General features: G+C 74.8%; 17 protein-coding genes and 1 riboswitch. Of the genes, 8 read left to right on the plus strand and 9 right to left on the minus strand.

Features of this window, described 5'->3' with window-relative positions; all coding sequences use genetic code 11:
* Nucleotides 1-80: 80 nt before the first annotated feature.
* Nucleotides 81-833 carry a FadR/GntR family transcriptional regulator gene (locus ACFY4B_RS39430; protein WP_387976177.1) on the minus strand — a complete coding sequence of 251 codons (753 nt, stop codon included), beginning with the start codon at nt 831-833 and terminating at the stop codon, nt 81-83.
* A 298-nt stretch (nt 834-1131) separates the two neighbouring features.
* On the opposite strand from ACFY4B_RS39430, the gene ACFY4B_RS39435 reads away from it, so the two are divergent.
* Together ACFY4B_RS39435 and ACFY4B_RS39440 are read left to right on the plus strand one after the other, a co-directional pair.
* Entirely contained in the window at nt 1132-2670 is a 1539-nt protein-coding gene (locus ACFY4B_RS39435) for an APC family permease (protein ID WP_387976180.1), read from the plus strand.
* A gap of 68 nt (nt 2671-2738) precedes the next feature.
* Nucleotides 2739-3896 carry a CaiB/BaiF CoA transferase family protein gene (locus ACFY4B_RS39440; RefSeq protein ID WP_387976235.1) on the plus strand — a complete coding sequence of 386 codons (1158 nt, stop codon included), beginning with the start codon at nt 2739-2741 and terminating at the stop codon, nt 3894-3896.
* Nucleotides 3897-4120: 224 nt separating this feature from the next.
* Here ACFY4B_RS39440 and ACFY4B_RS39445 read toward each other — a convergent pair whose 3' ends face one another.
* The 5 genes from ACFY4B_RS39445 to ACFY4B_RS39465 all read right to left on the minus strand — a co-directional run bounded on the left by ACFY4B_RS39445 (nt 4121) and on the right by ACFY4B_RS39465 (nt 10852).
* Nucleotides 4121-5173, minus strand: a complete 1053-nt coding sequence (locus tag ACFY4B_RS39445; protein WP_387976182.1) for a hypothetical protein — start codon at nt 5171-5173, stop codon at nt 4121-4123.
* Nucleotides 5174-5384: 211 nt separating this feature from the next.
* Nucleotides 5385-6989: an alpha-amylase family glycosyl hydrolase gene (locus ACFY4B_RS39450; RefSeq protein ID WP_387976185.1), complete on the minus strand. Its 1605-nt coding sequence runs from the start codon at nt 6987-6989 to the stop codon at nt 5385-5387.
* Between the two features lie 214 nt (nt 6990-7203).
* Nucleotides 7204-7881 carry a bifunctional 4-hydroxy-2-oxoglutarate aldolase/2-dehydro-3-deoxy-phosphogluconate aldolase gene (locus ACFY4B_RS39455; RefSeq protein WP_387976187.1) on the minus strand — a complete coding sequence of 226 codons (678 nt, stop codon included), beginning with the start codon at nt 7879-7881 and terminating at the stop codon, nt 7204-7206.
* Nucleotides 7878-9551, minus strand: coding sequence for an amidohydrolase family protein (locus ACFY4B_RS39460; protein ID WP_387976190.1), 1674 nt, complete (start codon nt 9549-9551; stop codon nt 7878-7880). Before ACFY4B_RS39460 ends, ACFY4B_RS39455 begins: the two co-directional genes overlap by 4 nt.
* Nucleotides 9551-10852 carry an amino acid deaminase gene (locus tag ACFY4B_RS39465; RefSeq protein ID WP_380775514.1) on the minus strand — a complete coding sequence of 434 codons (1302 nt, stop codon included), beginning with the start codon at nt 10850-10852 and terminating at the stop codon, nt 9551-9553. Before ACFY4B_RS39465 ends, ACFY4B_RS39460 begins: the two co-directional genes overlap by 1 nt.
* Nucleotides 10853-11095: 243 nt before the next feature.
* On the opposite strand from ACFY4B_RS39465, the gene ACFY4B_RS39470 reads away from it, so the two are divergent.
* The 4 genes from ACFY4B_RS39470 (at nt 11096) to ACFY4B_RS39485 (ending at nt 14359) form a co-directional block, all read left to right on the plus strand.
* Nucleotides 11096-12235: a sugar kinase gene (locus tag ACFY4B_RS39470; RefSeq protein WP_387976193.1), complete on the plus strand. Its 1140-nt coding sequence runs from the start codon at nt 11096-11098 to the stop codon at nt 12233-12235.
* A gap of 31 nt (nt 12236-12266) precedes the next feature.
* Nucleotides 12267-13016 (plus strand): IclR family transcriptional regulator, encoded by a 750-nt coding sequence (locus ACFY4B_RS39475; RefSeq protein ID WP_380741340.1) that lies wholly within the window; start codon nt 12267-12269, stop codon nt 13014-13016.
* Nucleotides 13017-13044: 28 nt separating this feature from the next.
* Nucleotides 13045-13473 carry a RidA family protein gene (locus tag ACFY4B_RS39480; protein WP_049652385.1) on the plus strand — a complete coding sequence of 143 codons (429 nt, stop codon included), beginning with the start codon at nt 13045-13047 and terminating at the stop codon, nt 13471-13473.
* Between the two features lie 166 nt (nt 13474-13639).
* Entirely contained in the window at nt 13640-14359 is a 720-nt protein-coding gene (locus tag ACFY4B_RS39485; RefSeq protein ID WP_387976196.1) for a DUF2470 domain-containing protein, read from the plus strand.
* Between the two features lie 58 nt (nt 14360-14417).
* Here ACFY4B_RS39485 and ACFY4B_RS39490 read toward each other — a convergent pair whose 3' ends face one another.
* On the minus strand, nt 14418-15968 hold the full coding sequence (locus tag ACFY4B_RS39490) for an APC family permease (protein WP_387976199.1): 1551 nt from the start codon (nt 15966-15968) through the stop codon (nt 14418-14420).
* Between the two features lie 345 nt (nt 15969-16313).
* Nucleotides 16314-17294 carry a peptidoglycan DD-metalloendopeptidase family protein gene (locus ACFY4B_RS39495; protein ID WP_387976202.1) on the minus strand — a complete coding sequence of 327 codons (981 nt, stop codon included), beginning with the start codon at nt 17292-17294 and terminating at the stop codon, nt 16314-16316.
* 2 nt (nt 17295-17296) lie between these two features.
* A riboswitch (cyclic di-AMP (ydaO/yuaA leader) is annotated at nt 17297-17497 on the minus strand.
* A gap of 351 nt (nt 17498-17848) precedes the next feature.
* On the opposite strand from ACFY4B_RS39495, the gene ACFY4B_RS39500 reads away from it, so the two are divergent.
* The gene (locus ACFY4B_RS39500; protein ID WP_387976238.1) at nt 17849-19330 is read left to right on the plus strand and encodes an MFS transporter; all 1482 of its coding nucleotides are present in this window, start codon (nt 17849-17851) and stop codon (nt 19328-19330) included.
* 7 nt (nt 19331-19337) lie between these two features.
* On the opposite strand, the gene purB is transcribed toward ACFY4B_RS39500, so the two are convergent.
* Entirely contained in the window at nt 19338-20768 is a 1431-nt protein-coding gene (gene purB, locus ACFY4B_RS39505) for an adenylosuccinate lyase (RefSeq protein WP_049652391.1), read from the minus strand.
* A gap of 119 nt (nt 20769-20887) precedes the next feature.
* On the opposite strand from purB, the gene ACFY4B_RS39510 reads away from it, so the two are divergent.
* On the plus strand, nt 20888-23014 hold the full coding sequence (locus tag ACFY4B_RS39510; protein WP_387976205.1) for a HelD family protein: 2127 nt from the start codon (nt 20888-20890) through the stop codon (nt 23012-23014).
* The last annotated feature ends 38 nt before the right edge of the window (nt 23015-23052 follow it).

Here is a 23052-nt window from a genome sequence, read left to right on the forward strand (position 1 = left end):
GCGAGGGACGGCTCCGGGAACGGACTTCCGGCGAGGGGCGGCTCCGGGAACAACGGGTTCCGGGAGCAACCGGCCCCGGCTCAGCCGTCGTCCGCCAACTCCAGGTGCCGCCGGACCAGATGGTGGACGCAGGCCACCGTGTGCGCCTCGGCCGCGGCCCGGGCGCCGGCCGCGTCGCCGGCCAGCACCGCGACCAGGATCTCCCGGTGCTGCTCGGCGAAGCGCTCCTGGTCCGGCCCGTGCGGGGCCGGCAGCCAGAGCAGCGGGCCGAGTTCGGCCTGGAGCCGGACGGCGAGCTGGGTGAGCCGCACCGACTGGGCGGCGACGGCGAGTTCGATGTGGAAGCGGGCGTCGGCGCGGCACCGCTCGGCGGGCCCGGCGGCGTCGCGCAGGTCGTGCACCAGCCGGGTGAGCCTGGGGCCGAGGTCGGCCGGGGCGCGTTCGGCGGCGAGCCGGGCGGCGGTGCCGAAGACGGCCAGCTCCTCGTCGCCGAGGTCGCGCAGGTCGACGGTGGCGAGGTCGCGCAGCCGGGCGAGCTGGAGGTGCTGGGAGCCCTCGGCGGGGGTGCGGACGAAGCTGCCGCCGTTGCGGCCGCGCCGGGTCTCGATCAGCCCGGCCTCGCGGAGCAGGGCGAGGGCCTCGCGGACGGTGCCGTTGGCGACGCCGAGCTGGTCGGCGAGGTCGTTCTCGCTGGGCAGTTGGTCCCCGTCCGCGACCAGCCCGAGAGCGATCGCCTCGGTGATCCGGCGGGCCACCGCGTCGGCGCGACCGAGGTCGGCGAGCGGCGCGAGGACGGCGCTGAGCAGCGGGGTCGCACTGCCGATGGTCGTCACACCGCCCCCTCCTCGATCACCGTCGCCGGGTCGCCCGTCGCCGGGTCACCCGCCGCCGGATGAGCGTCTCCGAACCGCCGTCTCCGAACCGCCGTCGCCGGATCACCGTCCGACCGGATGTTTCCCGCAGGGTACCTCCCGGTCGAGCGCGCACCCTTGCCGCTAGAAACTCAACCTCGTATGTTTTCCCGCAGCCTCGGCCCGAACAGCACCCCGCAGCACTCCCCCACGCATCACGACGACGCGTCACGACGACGCGTCCTGACGACGCATCACGACACGTTCCCAGGAGCAGGTCATGACCGATGCCAGTGCCCGTGCCACCGCCCACTCCCCCGACCCGGACGCCGAACGGCTGGCCGCCCTCGGCTACACCTCCGAGTTCAAGCGCGACATGAGCCTCTGGGCGAACTTCTCGCTCGGCTTCACCTATCTCTCCCCCGTGGTCGGCGTGTACACACTCTTCGCCACCTCGCTCCAGACCGCCGGGCCGCCGATGGTCTGGAGCTTCCTGATCGCGGGCCTCGGCCAGCTGCTGGTGGCCCTGGTGTTCAGCGAGGTGGTCGCCCAGTTCCCGGTGGCCGGCGGGGTGTACCCGTGGGCGCGCCGGCTCTGGGGCCGCACCTGGGGCTGGCTGACCGGCTGGGTCTACCTGCTGGCGCTGATGTCCACCATCGCGGCCGTCTCCTACGGCGCCGGTCCGTACGTGGCCGCCCTCCTGGGCGTCGAGCCGAGCACCGCGACGACCGTCTGGTGCGCACTCGGCCTGCTGGCGCTCGCCACCGTGATCAACCTCGGCGGCACCCGGGTCCTGTCGGCGGCGGCCATGTTCGGCTTCGCCGCCGAGCTGCTCGGCGCCCTGGCGGTCGGCGCCTGGCTGCTGCTGACGCACCGCTACCACGGCCTCGGCGTGGTCTTCGACCGCTTCGGCGCGGGCGGCGACGGGAACTACGCCGACGCCTTCCTGGCCGCCGGGCTGATCGCGGTCTTCCTGTTCTTCGGCTTCGAGGCCTGCGGCGACGTCGCCGAGGAGGTGGCCGACCCGGGTCGACAGATCCCCAAGTCGATGCGGCGCACCATCTACGTCGGCGGCGCGGCGGCGATCGGGGTCAGCCTGGCCCTGGTGATGTCGATCCAGGACATCGGCGCGGTGGTCTCCGGCGACGACAAGGACCCGGTGGCCAAGGTGCTGCACGACGCCTTCGGCGCGGCCGGCGCCCGGGTGGTGATCGGCGTGGTGCTGATCTCCTTCCTGTCCTGCGTGCTGAGCCTCCAGGCGGCGGCGAGCCGGCTCGCGTACTCCTTCGCCCGGGACCGGATGATCGCGGGCAGCCGGCTGCTGGCCACCGTCTCGGGCCGGCTGCGGGTGCCGCCGTACGCGCTGCTGCTCGCCGCGGCGCTGCCCGGCGTGATCATCGTGGGCGCCTCGGCGCTCTCCGAGGGCACCCTCACGAAGATCATCTCCTTCTCCAGCATCGGGATCTACCTGGCCTTCCAGATGGTGGTGCTGGCCGCCCTGCGGGCCCGACTGCGCGGCTGGCGCCCGAGCGGGGACTTCCGGCTCGGCCGCTGGGGCCTGGCGGTGAACATCGGCGCGCTGGTCTACGGCGTCGCCGCGATCGTCAACATCTGCTGGGGCCGCACCCCGGACGCCGCCTGGTACGACAACTACCTGGTGCTGCTCTCGGCGGTGGTCGTGCTCGCGGCCGGCGGCCTCTACCTCCTGCTGGCCCGCCCGCACCTGCGCGGCGACGCCCCCTCGGGCGACGCGACGGCCGGTGGCGCGGCGACCGGTGACGCGACGGCCGCGGCCGGGGCGGCCAGGGGGCGGTCGTGACCGGGCTCCCGCTGGACGGCGTCCTGGTCGCCGACTTCGGCCGGGTCCTCGCCGCGCCCTACCTGACCATGCTGCTGGCCGACCTCGGCGCCGACGTGATCAAGGTCGAGCAGCCCGGCACCGGCGACGACACCCGCGCCTGGGGCCCGCCGCACGCCCAGGGCGAGGCCACCTACTTCCTCTCCGTCAACCGCAACAAGCGCTCCCTCACCCTCGACCTGCGCGACCCGGCCGACCACGCCCGCGCCGTCGAACTCGTCCGCCGCGCCGACGTGCTGGTGGAGAACTTCCGCCCCGGCACGATGGCCCGCCACGGCCTCGGCCCGGACCGCGCCGAGGCGCTCAACCCGCGGCTGGTCTACTGCTCGATCACCGGCTTCGGCTCCGGCGAGGGCGCCGGACTGCCCGGCTACGACCTGCTGGTGCAGGCCGTCGGCGGCCTGATGTCGGTCACCGGCCCGGCCCCCGGCGGGCCGGTGAAGACCGGCGTCGCGCTGGTGGACGTCCTGACCGGACTGCACGCGGCGGTCGGCGTGCTGGCCGCGCTGCGCGAGCGCGAGGCCACCGGCCGGGGCCAGCTGGTGGAGCTGAACCTGCTCTCCACCCTGCTCTCCGGCCTGGTCAACCAGTCCGCCGGCTACACCCTGGCCGGCGCCGTGCCCGGCATCCTCGGCAACCGCCACCCCTCCATCGCCCCGTACGAGGTGTTCACCGCCGCCGACCGCCCGCTGGTCGTCGCGGTCGGCAACGACCGGCAGTTCGCCGCGCTCTGCCGGGGCGTGGGCGCCCCCGAGCTGGCCGCCGACCCACGCTTCGCCACCAACGCCGACCGGGTCGCGCACGTGGGCGCGCTGGCCCGCGAGCTCACCGCCCGGCTCGAACGCCGCACCGCCGCCGAGTGGTTCGCGGTCCTCACCCCGCTCGGCGTGCCCTGCGGACCGGTCAACGACCTGGCCGGGGCCTTCGCCCTCGCCGACTCGCTCGGCCTGCACCCGCGGGCGCCGCTGCCCGGCCCGGACGGCCGCCCACTGGAGCTGGTCGCCAACCCGATCGGCCTCTCCCGCACCCCGCCCCGCTACCACCTGCCCCCGCCCCGGCTCGGCGAGCACACCGCCGAGCTCACCGCCTGGCTGGACGCCCCGTACGACCGACACGCCCCGCACGACCAGGACGCCCCGACCTACCCGACCGACCCGTACGACAAGGACCCCGAGGACCGCCCATGAGCACCCCGCACCGCACCCGCACGCCAGGGTGACCCCGACGGGCACCGGCGAGATCCACACCCTGGTGGCCGGCCAGGCCCTCACCGGGCAGGCGGCGTACCGCCAGGCGCGTACGGGGGGACGCCGAGGCCCGCGTCCGGCTTGTCCAGGGCCGGGCGCGGGCCGCCGATCCCCACCCGGTGCCGATGCCCGCGGCACCCGGTGAAGCCTTCCGAGGGGCGCGGTCAGACCGCGACCGCCTCCTCCATCTCCTCCTCGGCCTCCGCCGGCGTCTCGACCGGACGGCGCCCGCGGCCCTCGTACATCGCCGCGGCCACCAGCGCCGCCCCGCCGAGCAGCAGCCAGGCCAGCAGGGTCACGACGTGCCCGCCGAGGCCCGCGCCGCCGTCGAAGTACATGATGCTGCGCGCGCCCTCCAGGAAGCCGGCGCCGGTCCAGAAGCCGTGCAGGCCGCCGAAGAACCCGTTCTGCAGCTCGGGCCGGTAGATGCCGCCGGAGGAGGTGAAGTTCAGCATCACGAACAGCACCATCAGGGCCAGCGTGGTCCACTTCTTCAGGAAGCTGTGCAGGCCGATGCCGATCAGCACGATGCCCGCCGAGTAGAGCCAGCCCAGCGCCCAGATCGCCGCGTAATCGTGGTCGACCACGTGGAAGACCGGCCCGGCGGTGACGATGCCGATCACACTGACCGCCAGCGAGACCGCCACCCCGACCAGCGCCCGGACCGCCATGCTCAGCCCCGCGCCGGCGGCGCCGATCACCGCGACGCTGGCGTAGGAGCCGATGCTCAGCGCGACCAGCAGGAAGAACAGGCCCTGTCCGGTCGGGTCGCCCGCGGCCGGGGTGGTCAGGTCGGTGACGTGCAGCGGCACGCCCTGCCGGTCGGTGACGTTGGTGAACACCGCCGTGGCGGCCACCACCGAGGTGTCCGAGTTCCCCTTGGCGACGATCAGCTCGGGGCTCTTGGCGTCCGGCACGAAGGCGCCCACCAGGTCCCGGTCGCGCAGCTGCTGCTCGGCGGCGGCCCGGTCGTCCACGGTGCGGACGTCGAGCGCGTTCCCGGCCTTGCCCTGGATGGCCTGCGCCAGGCCCTGCGCCTGCGGCGTGGTGCCGACCACCGCCACCTTGAGGTGGTGGGGCTCGGGCTGGTGGAAGGCGCCCTGGTAGGCGAGCGCCATCCCCAGGCACATCAGCAGCGGGGTGATCAGGTGGATGGCCAGGTGCTTGAGCGAGTGCCCCAGGGTGGGCGCTGCGGCGGGGTTCCGGGGTGTGCTCATGGCGTTCGTACCGTCCTCCGGTGGCGTGTCTGTCAGCTTGATCATGAAGGTGGCAAATGCAACCAATGAGGGTGGTAAATGCAACCATCTATCGATGTAGCTTACAACTATCCGACACCGATCGGAAGCCGGGCCCCGAACAGGACCCGGCTCCCCGCCGCACTCGGCCCGGCTACCGCTGCCGCACTCGGCCCGGCTGCCCCGCCCGCGCTCAGCCCAGCTCGAACACCCCGTACGAGAACCCGTCCGCCCGCAGCTCCCCGTCCGCGACCCGCACGCCCCGCACCTCCAGCGGCCGGACGCCCGGCGCCGACGGGACGCCCTCCGGCAGGCCCGGCAGCCGGACGGACGCCGGCTCCCGGCGGGGATTGACCGCCACCAGGTACCGCCCGGCCCGGGTGTACACCAGCGGGTAGCCGGCGTGCCGGACCTCCACCCCGCCGGCCGCGCCCAGCCCCGGGTGCGCCCGGCGCAGCGCGATCAGCCGCCGGACGGTGTGCAGCAGCGAGGTCGGGTCGGCGCGCTGGGAGAGCACGTCCGGACGGTGCGGGTCCGGGTCCACCGGCAGGTACAGCCGCTCGGGCGGGGCGCTGGAGAAGCCGGCGGTGGGGCCGGGCGTCCACTGCATCGGGGTGCGCGAGCCGGCCCGGTTGAACCGCGGCCCGAGGACGCTGCCCTCGGTGTCGGGCAGGCCCGGCAGGTAGCGCATGCCGATCTCGTCGCCGTAGTAGACCGCCGGGAGGGTGGGCCAGGTGAGCAGGAAGGCGAAGGCCGGGGCGAGTTGCTCCGCGGTGCGCGGACCGGTGGCCAGCCGGGAGAAGTCGTGGTTGGCGGTGGGCAGCACGATCTGCCCGCCGCCCTCGGTGAGTTCGGCGGCGGAGCGCCAGGCGTCCAGGAAGGGCTGCGGGGTGCCCCGGCCCTCGGCCTCGAAGTAGCAGGCCTCCTGGTGCCAGAACTCCTCGACCGTCCCGCCATTGTTGTTCCAGAGCGAGCGCAGCGGCAGACCGTGGTCCGCGCCGCCGAAGTGCAGGAAGAAGTCGGCGTGGAAGCCGGCTGTGACGGCGGCGGCCGGGTCGCCCCACTCGGCGAGCAGGACGGCCTCGGGGTGGGCGCGGTCCAGCCAGTCGCGCAGCTCGGTCCAGAGCTTGGCGGTCTCCACCTTGCCCGGGTCGTCCTTGACCAGCGAGTAGGCCATGTCCACCCGGAAGCCGGACACCCCGAGGCCGAGCCAGTGCGCCATGATCGCGCGCAGCGCCGCCCGGTTGGCGCGCGGGCCGTCCGCGTCCACCGCCTGCCGCCAGGGTTCCTCGGAACTGCCGCGCGCGTAGCCGAAGTTGAGCGCGGGCTGAAAGTCGAAGAAGTTCGGCAGGTACCAGCCGGGGCGGCCGCCGGGCGAGGCGACGAAGCCGTCCACCGGGCGGTCGGACCAGATGTACCGGTGGTCGGACGGGTCCTCGGCGGAGGCCAGGAACCAGGGGTGGCGGTCGGAGGTGTGCCCGGCCACCAGGTCCAGCAGGACCCAGATGCCCTTGCCGCGGGCAGCCTCCACCAGGGCCGCCAGGTCCTCGGTGCTGCCGTAGCGCGGGGCCGGGGTGAGGTAGTCGGCGACGTCGTACCCGGCGTCGCGGAACGGCGAGGCGAAGCAGGGGTTGAGCCAGACGGTGTCGACGCCGAGCCAGGCGAGGTGGTCCAGGTGCTCGGCGATGCCGGCGAAGTCGCCGATGCCGTCGCCGTCGGAGTCGGCGAAGCTCTGCGGGTAGATCTGGTACAGCACGGCGTCGGCGAGCCAGTCGGGGCCGGGGCGGGTCGAGGTCATGGGCGGTTCCTCCTGCCGGGTCCGGGGCCCGGGGCTGGCCGGGCGGGGAGGGGGCTGGGCCGGGACGGGCTCGGCCGGGGCCGAGCCGGGTGCCCCCGATTCTCGTCCAATCCCGGCCGTCCCGACAGCCCGCCTCGCCCCGCCGCAGACGCCGATGCCCCGCCGCGAACACCGACGGCCCGACTGCGCCCCCGCCGCAGACGCCGACGACCCGCTACGCCCCCGCCGCCCCGGCGCAGGCCGCCGTGAACGCCCGGGCCCGCCGGGTGATCTCCGCCCAGTCCCCCGCCGCGACCACGTCCGGCGGCACCACGTCCGTCCCCGCGCAGACCGCGAGCGCGCCGTGCGCCAGGAACTCGGCGGCGTTGCCCGCGTTCACCCCGCCGGAGGCCACCAGCGGCACGTCGGGGTACGGGCCGCGCAGGTCCTTGAAGTAGCCGGGCCCGAACGCCCGGGCCGGGAAGATCTTGACGGCGGCGGCCCCGAGGTCCACCGCGTGCGCCACCTCGGTCGGGGTGAGCGCCCCGAGCACCACCGGCACCCCGGCGGCGGCCGCCGCCTCGGCGACCTCGGGGCGGCAGCCGGGGGTGACCAGGAAGGACGCCCCCGCCTCGACCCCGCGCCGCGCCTGCTCGGCGGTCAGCACCGTTCCGACGCCGACCCGCCAGCCGGCCTTCGAGGCCCGGAGCAGATGGTCCGTCACATCCGGTGTGGTGTAGGTGAATTCGGTCAGGTTGATGCCGCCCTCGGCGAGGGCGGCGCAAAGCGCGGCGGCGTCCGGGATCCGGGGTGCGCGGACCACCGCGATCACCGGTTCGTCGCGCAGGACGGAAAGCCCGGTCGGAACGGAGGGGTCGGAGGTGGGGTCGGTCGGGACGGACGGCTCGGTCATATGGCCAGGGTTCCTCGGTCGGTTCGGCGCAGGGCACGCCCGGGTCGGGCGCCGGTGGTGCGGCCCTCCCGGACGACGGCGCTGCCGTTGACGTACACGTACTCGATGCCCTCGGCGGGCAGTCGGGGGTCCTCGAAGGTGGCGGCGTCCCGGACCTTCCCGGGGTCGAGGAGCACCAGGTCGGCGTGGTGGCCGGGGGCGATCCGGCCCCGCCGGTCCAGCCCCAGCCGGGCGGCGGGGCGGCCGGTCATCCGGGCGATCGTCTCCTCCAGCGTGAGAACTCCCAACTCCCGGCTGTAGTGGCCGAGGTAGCGCGGGAAGGTGCCCCAGGCGCGCGGGTGCGGCCGGGCGCCGACCAGCAGTCCGTCGCTGCCGACGGTGTGCGCGCGGTGGCGCATGATCGCCCGGACGTTCTCCTCGTGCCCGACGTGCTGGAGGATGGTGGTGGCCAGCCCGTCCCGGCGCAGCAGGTCCAGGAAGACCTCGGTGCCGGTCCGCCGCTCCTCGACGGCCAGTTCGGCGACGGTGCGGCCGACCGTCCCGGCGAGCGGGGCCGAGCCGACGCCGGAGATCTGGATCGTCGCCCAGTCGGTGACCACGCCGTGGCAGCCGTCGCTGCCCTTCTCCTCCACCTCGTACCGGATCCTCGCGCACTGCGCGGGGTCGTCGAGCCGCGCCAGCGTCGCGGCCGGGCCGCCCTCGGTGGCCCAACTCGGCAGCAGGGCGGCCAGGGTGGTGGAGCCGGGCAGGTAGGGGTAGCTGTCCAGGGTGAGGTCGACGCCGTCGGCGAGCGCCCGGTCGAGGAGCTCCAGCAGCTCGCCGGCCCGGCCCCGGTTGACCCCGAAGTTCATCGTGGCGTGGGTCAGGTGCAGCGCGCAGCCGCTCCGCCGGGCGATCTCCACCATCTCCGCGTAGCCCTCCAACGCCCCTTCGCCGTACGAGCGTTGGTGCGGGGCATGGAAGCCGCCGTAGGCCGCGACGACGGTGCACAGCTCGACCAGCTCGGCGGTGTCCGCGTACATCCCGGGGGTGTAGCTGAGGCCGCTAGACATGCCGACCGCGCCGTCCAGCAGGCTCTTCGCCAGCACCTGCCGCATCCGGTCGAGTTCGCCGGGGGTGGGCGGACGGTTGGCCCAGCCCATGACGAGCATCCGCAGCGTGCCGTGCGGGACGAGGTAGCAGGCGTTGACGGCGACGCCGCTGCGGTCGATCCGGTCGAGGTAGCCGGCGACGTCCCGCCAGTCCCAGTCGAAGCCGTCCGGATCGCCGTTCCAGCCCGCGAGTTGGCGGCGCAGCGCGGGCAGCGTGGCATCGTCCACCGGGGCGTAGGACAGGCCGTCCTGGCCGAGGACCTCGCAGGTGACGCCCTGGGTGACCTTGGCCGGGTGCTCGGGTTCGCGCAGCAGGGCGAGGTCGGAGTGGGCGTGCATGTCGATGAAGCCGGGGGCCAGTACCAGCCCGTCGGCGTCCACCACCTCGGCCGTGCCGGGGCCCTTGCCGATCCCGCCGGTCCCGCCGCCCTCACCGGACTCGCCGGTCTCCGCGATCTCGACGATCAGGCCGTCGGCGATCCGGACGTCCGCCCGGTAGCGCTCCGCGCCGGTGCCGTCCACCACGGTGGCGCCCCGGAAGACCGTCGCGCCCCCGCGGGCCGCTCTCTCCCCGGGCATCAGAAGAACGTCCTGACCAGGCCGGTGACCTTCGGCTCGGCCGCGTCCGCGGAGTCCAGCACCGGGATCGCCGTCCACTTGTCGAAGGCGGTGCAGGGGTGCGAGACGCCCAGCCGCAGCACGGCGCCGATCGGCGCGAGGTCGCCCGCGTCCCGCAGGAAGGCGTGCTGGTCGTTGAGTGCCGTGATCCGGGCCGCCGTTCCGGTCAACTCGGCGCCGCCGCGCACCCGTTGCGGCTCCGGCAGGCCCTCATCGAAGGGCAGGTCGCGCTTGCCGGCGTCCAGCAGCGCGAGCTGCGGCTCGGGCCGGGAGACGACCCGGGCCCAGCCGTGCAGCGCGCCGCGGAACGGCGTCCGCCCGCCGTCCCGGGCCAGCGGCGAGATGCCCCGGTAGAAGCCGTCGTCGTGGGCGATGTACGCGCCCGAGCGCAGCACCGTGAACGACTCCGGCAGGTTCGCCAACTCCTCGACCACCAGGTCGAAGTAGGCGCTGCCGCCGGCCGAGACCACCGGCGGGGTGCCGTCCGGGTAGGCGCTCGCCAGCCGGCCGTGCAGCTCGCCGAGCTCCCGCAGGTAGCCGCGGACAGCAGCCAGTCCCTCGGCCGAGGCGTCGTGCGCGATCGCGCCCTCGTAGCCGCCGATGCCCGCCAGTCGCAGGGTGGGGGCGCGCAGCACCGCGGCGGCGACCTCGACGGCGGCGTCCGCGCCGCGGGCGCCGGTCCGCCCGCCGGGGCCGCCGAGCTCGACCAGCACCTCGACCGGCCGTTCGGCTCCGGCGGCGCGCAGCGCCTCGTCCATCAGCCGCACGCTCTCGACGGAGTCGACCCAGGAGAGGAAGGCGAAGTCCGGGTCGGCGGCGAGTTCGTCGGCGAGCCAGGCGAGTCCGGCCGGGTCGAGCAGGGCGTTGGCGAGCAGGATGCGCTGGACCCCGAAGGCCCGGGCGATCCGCACCTGCGGCAGGTTGGCGAGGGTGATGCCGTGGCTTCCGGCGTCGAGCTGCGCCTGCCAGAGGGCGGGCGCCATGGTGGTCTTGCCGTGCGGGGCGAGCGCGACGCCCGCCTTGGCGCACCAGTCGGCCATGGTGCGGACGTTGTGGTCGAGGGCGGCGCCGTCGAGGGTGAGCAGCGGGGTGCCGAGCGAGGAGAGGGTGGGGCCGGTGGCGAGCCACTCCCGCGTGCTGCGGCCCCACGACTGCGGCGGAGCGGCTTTGAACCGCCAGTCGAGCGGTTCGTCGGCCAGGGCCGCCACCGCTCCCCGGGCGATCCCCGGCCCGGTACCGCTGCTTGCGAAGGTCTGCTCCACCGTGTTCCTCCATCCGCACAGGTTGCAACATGCGCAACGAGGGTTGCACATGCTGGCAACACGGTTCTAGCATCGGCGCCGGATCACGGTCAACGGACCGGGCTCCCGGTCGACGGGGTCGGCTCACGTGCGGTGCTCGCGGAGAAACGCGGTGCTCACGGACGAACGCGGCGTTCACGCGCCACGGAGTCGGCCCGGTGGGCCCGCTCTCGACGGAACGGCCGCAGACGAGGAGCCCCGCACATGCCGCGACAGGACACCCAGGGCCCGACCCGCCCCGGCGCTCCCCCGACGGCCGTGTGCGTGGGCGAGTCGATGGCCGTCCTGCTGCCGGACCGCCCGGGCCCGCTGGAGTCGGTGGAGAGCTTCCGTCTCTCGGTCGGCGGCGCGGAATCCAACGTGGCGGGCGCGCTGGCCGCGCACGGCGTGCCGACCGCCTGGATCAGCCGGGTCGGCGACGACGGCTTCGGCCGCCGGCTGCTCGCCGAGGTCGCCGCCCGCGGCGTGGACGTCTCGGCGGTCGCGGTCGACCCGCACCGCCCGACCGGCCTCTACCTGAAGGAGGTCGGCGGCACCACCGGCGACCGCCACGACCTCGGGCCCGGCCGCAGCCGGCTGCACTACCACCGGCGGGGCTCCGCGGCCGCCGCGCTCTCCCCCGGCCTGCTCGCCGACCCGGCCGCCGCCGCGCTGCTGGCCGGCGCCCGGCTGCTGCACCTGTCCGGCATCACCGCCGCGCTCTCCGACGACTGCCTGGCCCTGCTGCGCGCCCTGCTCGCCGACCGCCGTCCGGACCGCCTGGTCAGCTTCGACCTCAACTGGCGCCCCTCGCTCTGGCTCGACCGCGACCCGGCCGTCCTGCCGCCGCTGCTGGACGCCGCCGACCTGCTGCTGCTCGGCGCCGACGAGGCCGAGGCCGCCTTCGGCACCGGCGACCCGGCCGAGCTCCGCCGCCGCTTCCCCACCCCGGCCACCGTCGTGGTCAAGGACGCGGCCCGGCAGGTCACCGCCCTGGAGCAGGACGGTACGGCGGTCACCGAGCCGGCCCTCGCGGTCGAGGTGGTCGAGGCCACCGGCGCCGGCGACGCCTTCGCGGCCGGCTACCTGGCCGGCACCGTCCGGGGCCTGGACCAGCGGCGCCGGCTGCGGCTCGGCCACCTGAGCGCCGCCTGCGCGCTGACCGCCCCCGGCGACCAGGCCGAGCTGCCGGACGCCGCCGTGGTGGCCGCCCTGCTCGACGCCTCCCCCGCCCAGTGGGCCGCCACCCGGGTCACCCCGGAGGGCATCACCGGCCCGTCCCTGCCCGCCGGCGTCGCGCGTCCGGCCGACCGGACGCCGTGCGCCGACCGGTCGTCGTCCGCCGACCGGGCCCGGGCACAATGAGCGGGAACCCCAGCCCTCGAAGCGGAGCACGATGAGTCAGACCGTCACCCGCGCCCTGCGCATCCTCGCCGAGCTCGGCGAGGGCGAGCGCTCCCTCGACCAGCTCGCCGAGGTGCTCGGCGTCCACAAGACGACCGTGCTCCGACTGCTGCAGAGCCTCGAAGAGGAACGGTTCGTCTATCGCGACGCGGCCTACCGCTACCACCTGGGCGCCGGCCTCTTCGCGCTCTCCGGTCTGGCCCTGGAGCAGCGCGGCGTGCGCCGGATCGCCGCCCCGCACCTGGCCGAGCTGAACGCCGCCACCGGCCAGACCGTGCACCTGGCCGCGTACGAGGGCGGCGAGGTGGTCTACATCGACAAGTTCGACTCCCGCCACCCGGTGCGGATGTACTCCCGGATCGGCCTGCGCGCCGCCCTGCACAGCGCCGCCGTCTCCAAGGTGCTGCTGGCCGACCTGCCGCTGCCGGAGCGGCGCCGGGTGGTGGCCGGGATCGACTTCGTCCGGCACACCGAGCGCACCCTGACCACCCCCGAGGCGCTGCTCGCCGAGCTGGAGAGGGTCGCCGCCCAGGGCTGGGCGCAGGACCACGCCGAGCACGAGTCCTTCATCAACTGCGTGGCCGCGCCCGTCCGGGACGCCAGCGGGCGGGTGGTCGCCGCCGCCTCGATCTCCGTCCCGGACGTCGTCCTGCCGTACGAGCAGGTGCTGGACCTGCTCCCGCAGCTGCTCGCCACCACCCGCGCCGTCTCGGCCGACTGCGGCCGCCCCGACCACAACTGACGAACCGTCACACAACGTAAGGAACCCGATGTCCGCCGAGCACCCCCAGACCTTCGAGAAGACCGAGATCCGCACCGACGGCGCCCCCGCCCCCGCCTGGATGTTCTCCCAGGGCGTCCGCAAGGGCCCGTTCCTCCAGGTCTCCGGCCAGGGCCCGCAGGACCCGGCCACCGGCGAGTACCTGCACCACGGCGACGTGAAGGCGCAGACCCGCCGCACCCTGGAGAACGTCAAGGCCATCGTCGAGGCCGGCGGCGCCACCATCGAGGACGTGGTGATGTTCCGCGTCTACCTCACCAAGCGCGCCGACTTCCCGCTGATGAACGAGGTCTACGCCGAGTTCATCGACGAGAACATCAAGCCCGGCGGCGTGAAGCCGTGCCGCACCACCGTCTTCGTCGAGCTGCCGCAGGAGCCGATGCTGGTCGAGATCGACGCCCAGGCCGTCATCGGCTGACCCGGCCCCGCCCGACGGAAGGGCCCGGACGCCACCCGCGCGTCCGGGCCCTTCCGCCTGCCCGGGCCCGCCCGCTCGCCCCACCGCCTGCTTGCCACACCGCCTGCTTGCCACACCCCCAGCCGCACATTAGGTTAGGCTCACCTAACCAACTGGAGGTCCGTCCATGAGCCTGCCCACCGGCGACACCGAGGTCCCCGAGCCCAGCACCGCCGACCGGATCCACAGCCTGCTCAGCACGACCTCCTCGCTCACCGTCCGCGCCCTGGGCGAGCGCCACCACCTGGACACCCCGGTCTCCGTGCACGGCTCCCGGCTGCGGCTGCGCGCCGCCCTGGACGACCCGCTGACCACGGCCGCCGTCGGCGCCGCCGAGGGCCTCGCCGTCGTCCTCGACGTCACCGACATCGCCCCCGTCGCCGTCCGCGACCGCGTCCGCGCCCGCCTCACCCTGGCCGGCCGACTGCGACCGGCCCACCTCACCGACGACGGCCTCGGCGTGCACCTGCGGGTGGACGTCGCCCACGCCGTCCTCGCCACCCCGTACGCCACCGGCGCGATCACCGCCGCCGACCTCGCCCTGGCCACCCCCGACCCGCTGGCCCGGTACGAGGCCATGCTGCTCACCCACCTCGCCGACGACCACGCCGAGGCGCTCGACGTCCTCACCCGGCTGCTCGACCCGGCCGTGCTCGCCCACGCCCCGGAGGTCCGCCCGCTCGCCCTGGACCGCCACGGCCTGGTGCTGCGCCTGGACCACTCGCACGGCCACCGCGACGTCCGCCTGGTCTTCCCCGAACCCGCCCGGGACACCGACGACTTCGGCCACCGGATGCACGAGCTGCTGGCCGCCGCCCAGTACGGCCTGCCGGTCCACCGGCGCTGAACCCGGGCCCGCCCGGCGCGAACGCCCGGGCCCGCCGGCCACCGCGGCCCCGGCCCGGTCACCGCTCGACCGCGTCCTCCAGCACCACCCGCCCGATCCGCGCGTACAGCCCGGGCCGCCACCGGCGCACCGCGAGCGCCAGCCCGATCCCGCCCGCGAACACCCCGATCACCAGGTACGGGATCAGCCGGAACAGCAGCGTGTGCGCCGCCTCCCCCGCCGCGGTGTCCCGGTTGAGCACCAGCAGCACCACCACCCCGGCCATCGCCACCCCGCCCGCCAGCGGCGCGGCCAGCGTCCGGAACCAGTGCGCCGTCTCCGGGTGCCGTCCGCGCACGTGGAAGTACCCGACCACGGCGAAGGAGCAGAGCGTCTGCACGACCAGGATCGCCATCGTCCCGAGCAGCGCCAGCAGCGTGTACAGGTGCGCGTACGGGTCCATGCCGGCCGCCAGGAACCCCGCCACCAGCCCCACCGCGATGACCGACTGCGTCACCGAGGCGACGTGCGGCGAGCCGTGCCGCGGATGGGTGCGGCCGAGCGCCGGGTGCAGCAGCCCCTCCCGCCCGATCGCGTACAGGTACCGGGCCGCGCACTGGTGGAAGGCCATCGCGCAGGCGAACGAGCCGGTGACGACCAGCCATTGGAAGACCTTCACCGCCCAGGCCCCCAGGTGCGCGGCGAGCTGGTCGAAGAACAGGCTGTTGCCGTCCTTGCCCGGCACCGCGCCGCCCGCCACCGCGACCGCCCGCTCGACCCCGTTGCCGGACACGATCATCCAGGACACGAACACGTAGAGCAGCCCGACCCCGATCACGGAGATCAGCGTGGCCCGCGGCACCACCCGCTTCGGGTCGCGGGACTCCTCGCCGTACATCGCGGTGGACTCGAAGCCCACCCAGGACCAGAACGCGAAGAACAGTCCGAGCCCGGCCGCCGAGGTGCCCGAACTCCCCACCCCCTTCAGCGCGTTCAGCGGGTTCAGGGTCCCGGCCGCGAGCCCGTCCGGCCCGCCGCCGGAGAGCAGCACCGCCAGTGAGACCGCCGACAGGACGCCGATCTCCAGCACCAGCGCGACCCCGAGCACCCTGGCCGTCAGATGCAGGTCGAACCAGCCCATCACCCCGATCACCGCCGCCCCGAACAGCGCGTACCAGCCCCAGCCGACGTCCACCCCCAGCTGCGAACGGACCAGCCCGCGCAGCGAGTACGCGAAGAAGCCGAGGGCCGCGGCCTCGGTGACGACGTACGCGAGCACCGCGAGCAGCCCCGAGGCCATCCCCGCCACCCGCCCCAGCCCGTGCGAGACGTAGCCGTAGAACGCGCCGGCCGCGGTGATGTGCCGGGCCATCGCCACGTAGCCGACCGAGAACACCGTCAGCACCACGGTCGCCACGATGTACGCGGCGGGCGCGCCCGCGCCGTTGCCCTGACCGACGATGATCGGCAGGTTGCCGGTCATCGCGGTGATCGGGGCGGCGGTGGCGAGCGCCATGAACACCACGCCGACCAGGCCGACCGAGTCCGCCTTCAGCCGGTCGACCCCGCCCGCCCCGGGCCGCTCCCGCCCGGCCGTCTCCCCCGCCACGCCCCCGCTGCGGACCGCCATCCGGCCTCCTCGCCTCCCGGCCCGCCCGACCGCCGGACCGGCCGGGCGCTGACCGTCCGCCAGCATGGCGCCCGCAGGCGCCCGGAGATCCCGGCGAACCCCCTGCGGGACACCGGAGTTGACGCTTCGTTCGATCGATCGAACACCCCGGGCGGGCCCGGGAACGAAAGCGGCCGGCCCGGCCGCACGAGGAGGTCCTCATGCGGCCGGGCCGGCCTGGGCGTGTCCCGCGCCCATGTCCGCCGTGCGGCGATCACCCGGTCGAGCGGTCACCCGACATGACCATCCCGGGCGATCGGTTCGCCCGCAGCGGCGGTGGTTCCTGGTACCCCGGAGCTCTCGGGGTCAGAGCGCGACGCCGTGCGCGCGCAGGTAGGCGACCGGGTTGATGTCCGAGCCGTACTCCGAGCCGTTGCGGATCTCGAAGTGCAGGTGCGGGCCGGTCACGTTGCCGGTGGCGCCGGAGAGGCCGATCTGCTGGCCGGCGGTGACGGTCTGACCGATCCTCACGCCGATCGAGGAGAGGTGCGCGTACTCGGCGTAGTGGCCGTCGGCGAGCCTGATCTCGACCTCGTTGCCGTAGGCGCCGCCGTTGCCGGCCTTGACCACGACACCATTGGCGACGGCGCGCAGCGGGGTGCCGGTGGAGGCGACGAAGTCCTGGCCGGTGTGGTGGCCGGAGGCCCACATCGAACCGGCCACGCCGTAGGCGGTGCCGAGCCGCGGGCTCGCCAGCGGGGCGACGAAGCCGGAGGTGGCGGCGGCGACCGGAGTGGCGGTCACGGCCTGGGCCGGAACGGCGACCTGGAGCTGGGTCTCGAGCTGCGCGGACGGCTTGGCGGCCTCGGTCTGCACCTGGACCTGGGCCTGCGGCTTGGCGGCCTGGGTCGCCGGAGCGGACGGCTTGGCGGGCTTGGCCGGAGCGGCGGGCTTCGCCGGGGCGGCGTCGGCGGCCGGAGCGGCGGCGTGGCCGGACAGCGCGAGCTGCTGGCCCGGGAAGATCAGGTTCGGGTTGGCGCCGACGACCGAGCGGTTCTGCTCGTACAGCGCGTGCCAGCCGCCCTCGACGTTCCTGGCGTCGGCGATCTTGGACAGGGTGTCACCGCTGACGACGCGGTAGCTCTCCTGCGCGGCCTGGGCGGCCGGAGCGGCGGCCTTCGCGGCCTGCTTGGCCTCGGTGGAGGCGGCGGCCGGAGCGGCCGGGGTGTGGGCCTGGGCGCTCATCGCGGTGACGAGCGGGAGGGCGAAGGACACACCGGTGACGGCGGTGGCGATGCCGATGCGGGCGGCGCGGGGCAGGGCGATACGACGAGCCTGTGCAGGCATGGAATTTTCCTCTCCGACGCCTGCGAGGTGAGCTGTCGGGTTCGGGCTGGAGTTGCCCGGCCGCTTGCGCGGCTTCACCCCAAGCCGGTCCTGGACGCCCGCGCCCTGAGGCGCGAACTCCGGTCCGGCGACTTACCTGTGGGTCCCCCGCTCCTGCCGTACAGAGTTCGTTTCGAACCACCGGGCAGCGGCAGGACTCGGCGTTCCACCCGGCGGATCCGTCCGGACTGGCCGGGCGGTCGCTGAACTAAAACCCATCCGTTCGGGTGAAGCAATGTCGATCTCTTGAAACGGCAACGATCCCCCCTGTCCCAGTGACCCTCCGCAGGCCCGAGCCCACGGTGCGTACACAACCCATTCACCCCCCGCCACTGATCCACGACCCTGCGCCGAGATCGGCCACGCCGCGCACCCGTCCGCTCACGCACCGCCAGCCGCCAACACACCCACCGGTGACCCTTGTCACGTGCGCCTCGGCAGCGCAGGATTCGCCCGTGGCCACCTCCGAGGCCGGCACCCTGCGCCTGGGCACCGCGCAGGGTCGCTGGGTACTAATGGCGACGGTGCTCGGCTCCAGCATGGCGATGCTGGACGGCACCGTGGTGAACGTCGCGCTGCCCCGGATCGGCGCCGACCTCGGCGCCTCCCTCGCGTCCCTGCAATGGACCCTGAACGCCTATCTGCTCACCCTGGCGGGCCTGATCCTGCTCGGCGGCGCGCTCGGCGACCGCTACGGGCGGCGCAAGGTCTTCCTGATCGGCGTGGTCTGGTTCGCCGTCGCCTCCGCGGCCTGCGCCGCCGCGCCGAGCATCCATGTGCTGATCGCCGCCCGCGCCGTCCAGGGCATCGGCGGGGCGCTGCTCACCCCCGGCTCGCTCGCCATGCTCCAAGCCGTCTTCCACCCTGACGACCGCTCGGCGGCGGTCGGGCTCTGGTCCGGCCTCGGCGGGGTGTCGGCGGCGGTCGGCCCCTTCCTCGGCGGCTGGCTGGTGGACGGCCCCGGCTGGCGCTGGATCTTCCTGCTGAACCTGCCGCTCGCCGCCGCCGTGATCGCGGTCACCACCCGGTCGGTGCCGGAGAGCCGGGACGAGGGCGCCTCCGGCCGCTTCGACGTCCTCGGCGCCGTGCTCGCCGCCCTCGCCCTCGGCGCGATCACCTACGCGCTGACGGCGGCCGGCGAGGGCCTGTCCCCCGCCGTCTGGGTCAGCGGGGTGCTCGGAGTGGCGCTCGGCGTCGCCTTCGTGGCGGTCGAGCGCCGCGCGCCCGATCCGATGCTGCCGCTCGGACTGTTCTCCTCCCGGCTGTTCACCGCCGTGAACCTGGTCACCCTGTGCGTGTACGCGGCGTTCAGCGGCGTCTTCTTCCTGCTGGTGGTGCAGCTCCAGATCGTGTCCGGCTTCTCGCCACTGGTCTCGGGCTTCGCGCTGGTGCCGATCACCGTGCTGATGCTGCTGCTGTCCGCGCGCGCCGGGCGGCTCGGCAAGCGGATCGGCCCGCGCATCCCGCTGACCGTCGGCCCCCTGCTGTGCGCCGCCGGGGTGCTGCTGATGCTGCGCGTCGGCCCGGACTCCTCCTACTGGGTGGACGTGCTGCCCTCCGTCACGGTGATGGGCTGCGGCATGACGCTGCTGGTCGCACCGCTGACGGCGACCGTGCTGGCCGCCGTCGAGGTCCGGCACGCGGGCATCGCCAGCGGGGTCAACAACGCCGCCGCCCGCGCGGCCGGCCTGCTCGCGGTCGCCGCCCTCCCGGCGCTGGCCGGGCTGAGCGGCGACGCCTACCGGGTGCCCTCCTCGGTCGACTCCGCCTTCCACACCGCGATGCTGATCTGCGCGGGCCTGCTGGCCGCCGGCGGGCTGATCGCCCTCGCGACCGTACGGGGCAACGTGCTCGCCGCCGACGACCAGCAGGTGGCCGAACCGAACTGCGACTGGCCGTGCGGCACCACCACCCCGCCGCTGGACCCGGGCCACGTCCCCGCGACGCGCGAGGGCCCCGCCACCGGTCCGGCGGCGGGGCCCTCGGCTCAGGGCTGACGAGACGTCAGAGGATGTCGCCGGGCGCGTACTTGGCGGCCTCCGGGTAGGCGGCCGCGACGGCCTCTACCTGGCGGACCACCTCGGCGACCTGGGCACCGGCCGCGCCGGTGAAGGACAGCCGGTCGGCGAGCAGCGCGTCCAGCGCGGCCCGGTCCAGCGGGATCCGCTCGTCGGCGGCCAGCCGGTCCAGCAGCTCGTTCTCCCGGGCGCCCGCGCGCATCGCCAGCGCGGAGGCGACGGCGTGCTCCTTGATGACCTCGTGCCCGGTCTCCCGGCCGACGCCCGCGCGCACCGCGCCCATCAGCACCTTGGTGGTGGCGAGGAACGGCAGGTAGCGGTCCAGCTCGGCCTCGATCACGGCGGGGAAGGCGCCGAACTCGTCGAGGACGGTCAGGAAGGTCTCCAGCAGGCCGTCGAAGGCGAAGAACGCGTCCGGCAGCGCGACCCGGCGCACCACCGAGCAGGAGACGTCGCCCTCGTTCCACTGGTCGCCGGCCAGCTCGCCGGTCATCGAGGCGTAGCCGCGCAGGATGACGGCCAGGCCGTTGACGCGCTCGCAGGAGCGGGTGTTCATCTTGTGGGGCATCGCGGAGGAGCCGACCTGGCCCTCCTTGAAGCCCTCCGTGACCAGCTCGTGGCCGGCCATCAGGCGGATGGTCTTGGCCAGGCTGGACGGCGCGGCGGCCAGCTGGACGAGGGCGGTGAGCACCTCGAAGTCCAGCGAGCGCGGGTAGACCTGGCCGACGCTGGTCAGCACGTTCTCGAAGCCGAGGTGCCCGGCGACCCGGCGCTCCAGCTCGGCCAGCTTGTCGGTGTCGCCACCGAGGAGGTCGAGCATGTCCTGGGCGGTGCCGACCGGGCCCTTGATCCCGCGCAGCGGGTAGCGGGCGATCAGCTCCTCCAGGCGGCGGAAGGCGACCAGCAGCTCGTCGGTGATCGACGCGAACCGCTTGCCCAGGGTGGTGGCCTGCGCGGCCACGTTGTGCGAGCGGCCGGCCATGACCAGCTCGGCGTGCTGGGCGGACAGCTTGGCCAGGCGCACCAGCACGGCCACCGTGCGGTCCCGCACGTGCTCCAGGGACTGGCGGATCTGCAGCTGCTCGACGTTCTCGGTCAGGTCCCGGGAGGTCATTCCCTTGTGGATCTGCTCGTGCCCGGCGAGCTCGCTGAACTCCTCGATCCGGGCCTTCACGTCGTGGCGGGTGACCCGCTCACGGGCGGCGATCGAGCCGAGGTCGACCTGGTCGATCACCCGCTCGTAGTCGGCGACGGCGGTCGCCGGAACCTCGACGCCGAGGTCCTGCTGGGCCTTCAGGACGGCGAGCCACAGGTGGCGCTCGAGGACCACCTTGTGCTCGGGGGACCACAGCTGGGCCAGGGTCGCCGAGGCGTACCGGGAGGCCAGGACATTGGGGATCTGGGGCTTCGCGCTCACGCTTCGCAAGAGTAACAGCCGAGGTCACGCCGGACGTCGGCGGAGTGGGGTAGGCTGGGTCAATTGAGCGCCTTTCAGATGACGCTTCGCAGCCTTCTCACCGCAAGGATACCACACCGATGAGCGAACCGCCAGTGACCGCGCGGGACTCCAGCGCCCTCGCCGCGGCCCTGCGCACCGAGCAGGCCCACCTCACCCGGCTCTACGCCCGGCTGGACGCCGAGCGCGAACGGGCCCGCCGCACCGCCGACGGCACCCACGACGGCGCCGGGTCCGGCGGCACCCACCAGGCCCGGCTGGAGCGCGAGGTGCGCTCCCGCGAAGCCGCCCGCCACGCCGCCCGACTGGAGGCGGTCGAGCGCGGCCTCTGCTTCGGCCGGCTCGACGAGCGCGACGGCACCGTCCACTACATCGGCCGCACCGGCCTGACCGACGACACGTACGAACCGCTGCTGCTCGACTGGCGCGCCCCGGCCGCCCGCCCCTTCTACACCGCGACCCCCGTCCACCCCGGCCCGGTGGTGCGCCGCCGCCACCTGCACACCCGGGGCCGCACCCTCACCGGCCTCGACGACGAGGCGCTCGACCTCGCCGGGCTGGACGACTCCGGCCGCCGCGCCCTGGTCGGCGAAGCCGCCCTGCTCGCCGCCCTCGACCGCGAGCGCACCGGCCGGATGGGCACCGCCGTCGCCACCATCCAGGCCGAGCAGGACCGGGTGATCCGCTCCCCGCTGCGCGGCGCCCTGGTCGTCCAGGGCGGCCCCGGCACCGGGAAGACGCTGGCCGCCCTGCACCGCGCCGCCTACCTGCTGTTCACCCACCGCGCCGCGCTGGAGCGCCGGGGCGTCCTGGTGATCGGCCCCAACCCCGGCTTCCTGCGGTACATCGAGGAGGTGCTGCCCGCCCTCGGCGAGACCGAGGTGGTGCTCCGCACCGTCGCCGAACTCCTCCCCGGCCTCGCCGCCACCGGCACCGACGACCCCGCCGCCGCCTTCGCCAAGGGCGGCCCCTGGATGGCCGGGGTGCTCCGCGCCGCCGTGGCCGCCCACCAGACGGCCCCCGCCGAGGGCCTGGACCTCGGCGAGGGGCTGCGGGTCTCCGCCCGGGCCTGTGCCGAGGCCCGGGACGCCGCCCGCGGCCTGCGACTGCCGCACAACCGGGCCCGCGCCTTCTACCTGGGCACCCTGCTCGACGCCCTCGCGATCGGCCAGGCGCTCACCCTCGGCCGCCCGTACGATGACGAGGAGGCGCACTACGCCCCGCGCGAGCTGTGGGAGCGGCCGGACGTCCGCGCCGCGCTCGACCCGCTCTGGCCCCGGCTCACCCCGCAGCAGCTGCTCGAACGCCTGCTCACCGACCGGAAGTTGCTCGCCGCAGCGGCCCCCGAGCACGTGACCGCCCTGCTCCGCCCGCCCGGCTCCGAGTGGACGGCCGAGGACGTCCCGCTGCTCGACGAGGCCGCCGAACTCCTGGGCGCCGAGGGGCCCTCGGCCCCCACCGGTCAAGACCCGGACGAACTGGCCTTCGCCCAGGGCGTGTTGACCATCACCGGGCAGGCCGACGACGCCCTGCTGGACTCCGCCGCCCTGGCCGAGCGCTTCCGCGACGACGGCCCGTACCGCTCCACCGCCGAGCGCGCCGCCGCCGACCGCACCTGGGCGTACGGCCACGTCGTCGTGGACGAAGCGCAGGAGCTGTCCGCGATGGCCTGGCGCGCCGTCCTGCGGCGCGTCCCGACCACCTCGCTCACCATCGTCGGCGACCTCGGCCAGACCGGCTCGCCCGCCGGCGCCCGCAGCTGGGCCGAGACGCTCGACCCGCACTTGCCCGGCCGCTGGCGCGAGGAACGGCTCACCGTCAACTACCGCACGCCGGAGCCCGTCATGGCCCTCGCCGCCGCCGTGCTGCGCACCGCCGTACCCGGCCACCGGCCGCCCGAGTCCATCCGCCCGGGCACCGAGCGGCCCCGCGCGGTCCGCGTCCCGGCGGGCGGCTTCGCCGCCGCGCTCGCCCGGCTGCCCGTCGGCCCGGGCACCCTCGGCGTGATCGCACCGGACGCCCTGGCCGGGGAGCTGGACGCGCTCACCGTCGCGGACGCCAAGGGGCTGGAATTCGACGCGGTCGTGGTGGTCGAGCCGGCCGCGCTCGCCCCGCGCGACCTCTACGTCGCCCTGACCCGGACCACCCGCTCACTCACCCTGCTCCACCACCGGCCGCTGCCACCGGAACTCGCCGGGCTGCTCTGACCGGGACGAAGCACTGGTGGCGTACGGGCGGCGCGGGG

It is taken from the genome of Kitasatospora sp. NPDC001261, from assembly GCF_042896795.1.
Lineage (GTDB): Bacteria > Actinomycetota > Actinomycetes > Streptomycetales > Streptomycetaceae > Kitasatospora.

Bases quoted from the DNA above. Each gene is read 5' to 3' on its own strand.
- ACFY4B_RS39435 (WP_387976180.1), top strand. From the start codon at position 1,132: ATGACCGATGCCAGTGCCCGTGCCACCGCCCACTCCCCCGACCCGGAC.
- ACFY4B_RS39440 (WP_387976235.1), top strand. From the start codon at position 2,739: ATGCTGCTGGCCGACCTCGGCGCCGACGTGATCAAGGTCGAGCAGCCC.
- ACFY4B_RS39445 (WP_387976182.1), bottom strand. From the start codon at position 5,173: ATGAGCACACCCCGGAACCCCGCCGCAGCGCCCACCCTGGGGCACTCG.
- ACFY4B_RS39450 (WP_387976185.1), bottom strand. From the start codon at position 6,989: ATGACCTCGACCCGCCCCGGCCCCGACTGGCTCGCCGACGCCGTGCTG.
- ACFY4B_RS39455 (WP_387976187.1), bottom strand. From the start codon at position 7,881: ATGACCGAGCCGTCCGTCCCGACCGACCCCACCTCCGACCCCTCCGTT.
- ACFY4B_RS39460 (WP_387976190.1), bottom strand. From the start codon at position 9,551: ATGCCCGGGGAGAGAGCGGCCCGCGGGGGCGCGACGGTCTTCCGGGGC.
- ACFY4B_RS39470 (WP_387976193.1), top strand. From the start codon at position 11,096: ATGCCGCGACAGGACACCCAGGGCCCGACCCGCCCCGGCGCTCCCCCG.
- ACFY4B_RS39475 (WP_380741340.1), top strand. From the start codon at position 12,267: ATGAGTCAGACCGTCACCCGCGCCCTGCGCATCCTCGCCGAGCTCGGC.
- ACFY4B_RS39480 (WP_049652385.1), top strand. From the start codon at position 13,045: ATGTCCGCCGAGCACCCCCAGACCTTCGAGAAGACCGAGATCCGCACC.
- ACFY4B_RS39485 (WP_387976196.1), top strand. From the start codon at position 13,640: ATGAGCCTGCCCACCGGCGACACCGAGGTCCCCGAGCCCAGCACCGCC.
- ACFY4B_RS39490 (WP_387976199.1), bottom strand. From the start codon at position 15,968: ATGGCGGTCCGCAGCGGGGGCGTGGCGGGGGAGACGGCCGGGCGGGAG.
- ACFY4B_RS39495 (WP_387976202.1), bottom strand. From the start codon at position 17,294: ATGCCTGCACAGGCTCGTCGTATCGCCCTGCCCCGCGCCGCCCGCATC.
- ACFY4B_RS39500 (WP_387976238.1), top strand. From the start codon at position 17,849: ATGGCGACGGTGCTCGGCTCCAGCATGGCGATGCTGGACGGCACCGTG.
- ACFY4B_RS39510 (WP_387976205.1), top strand. From the start codon at position 20,888: ATGAGCGAACCGCCAGTGACCGCGCGGGACTCCAGCGCCCTCGCCGCG.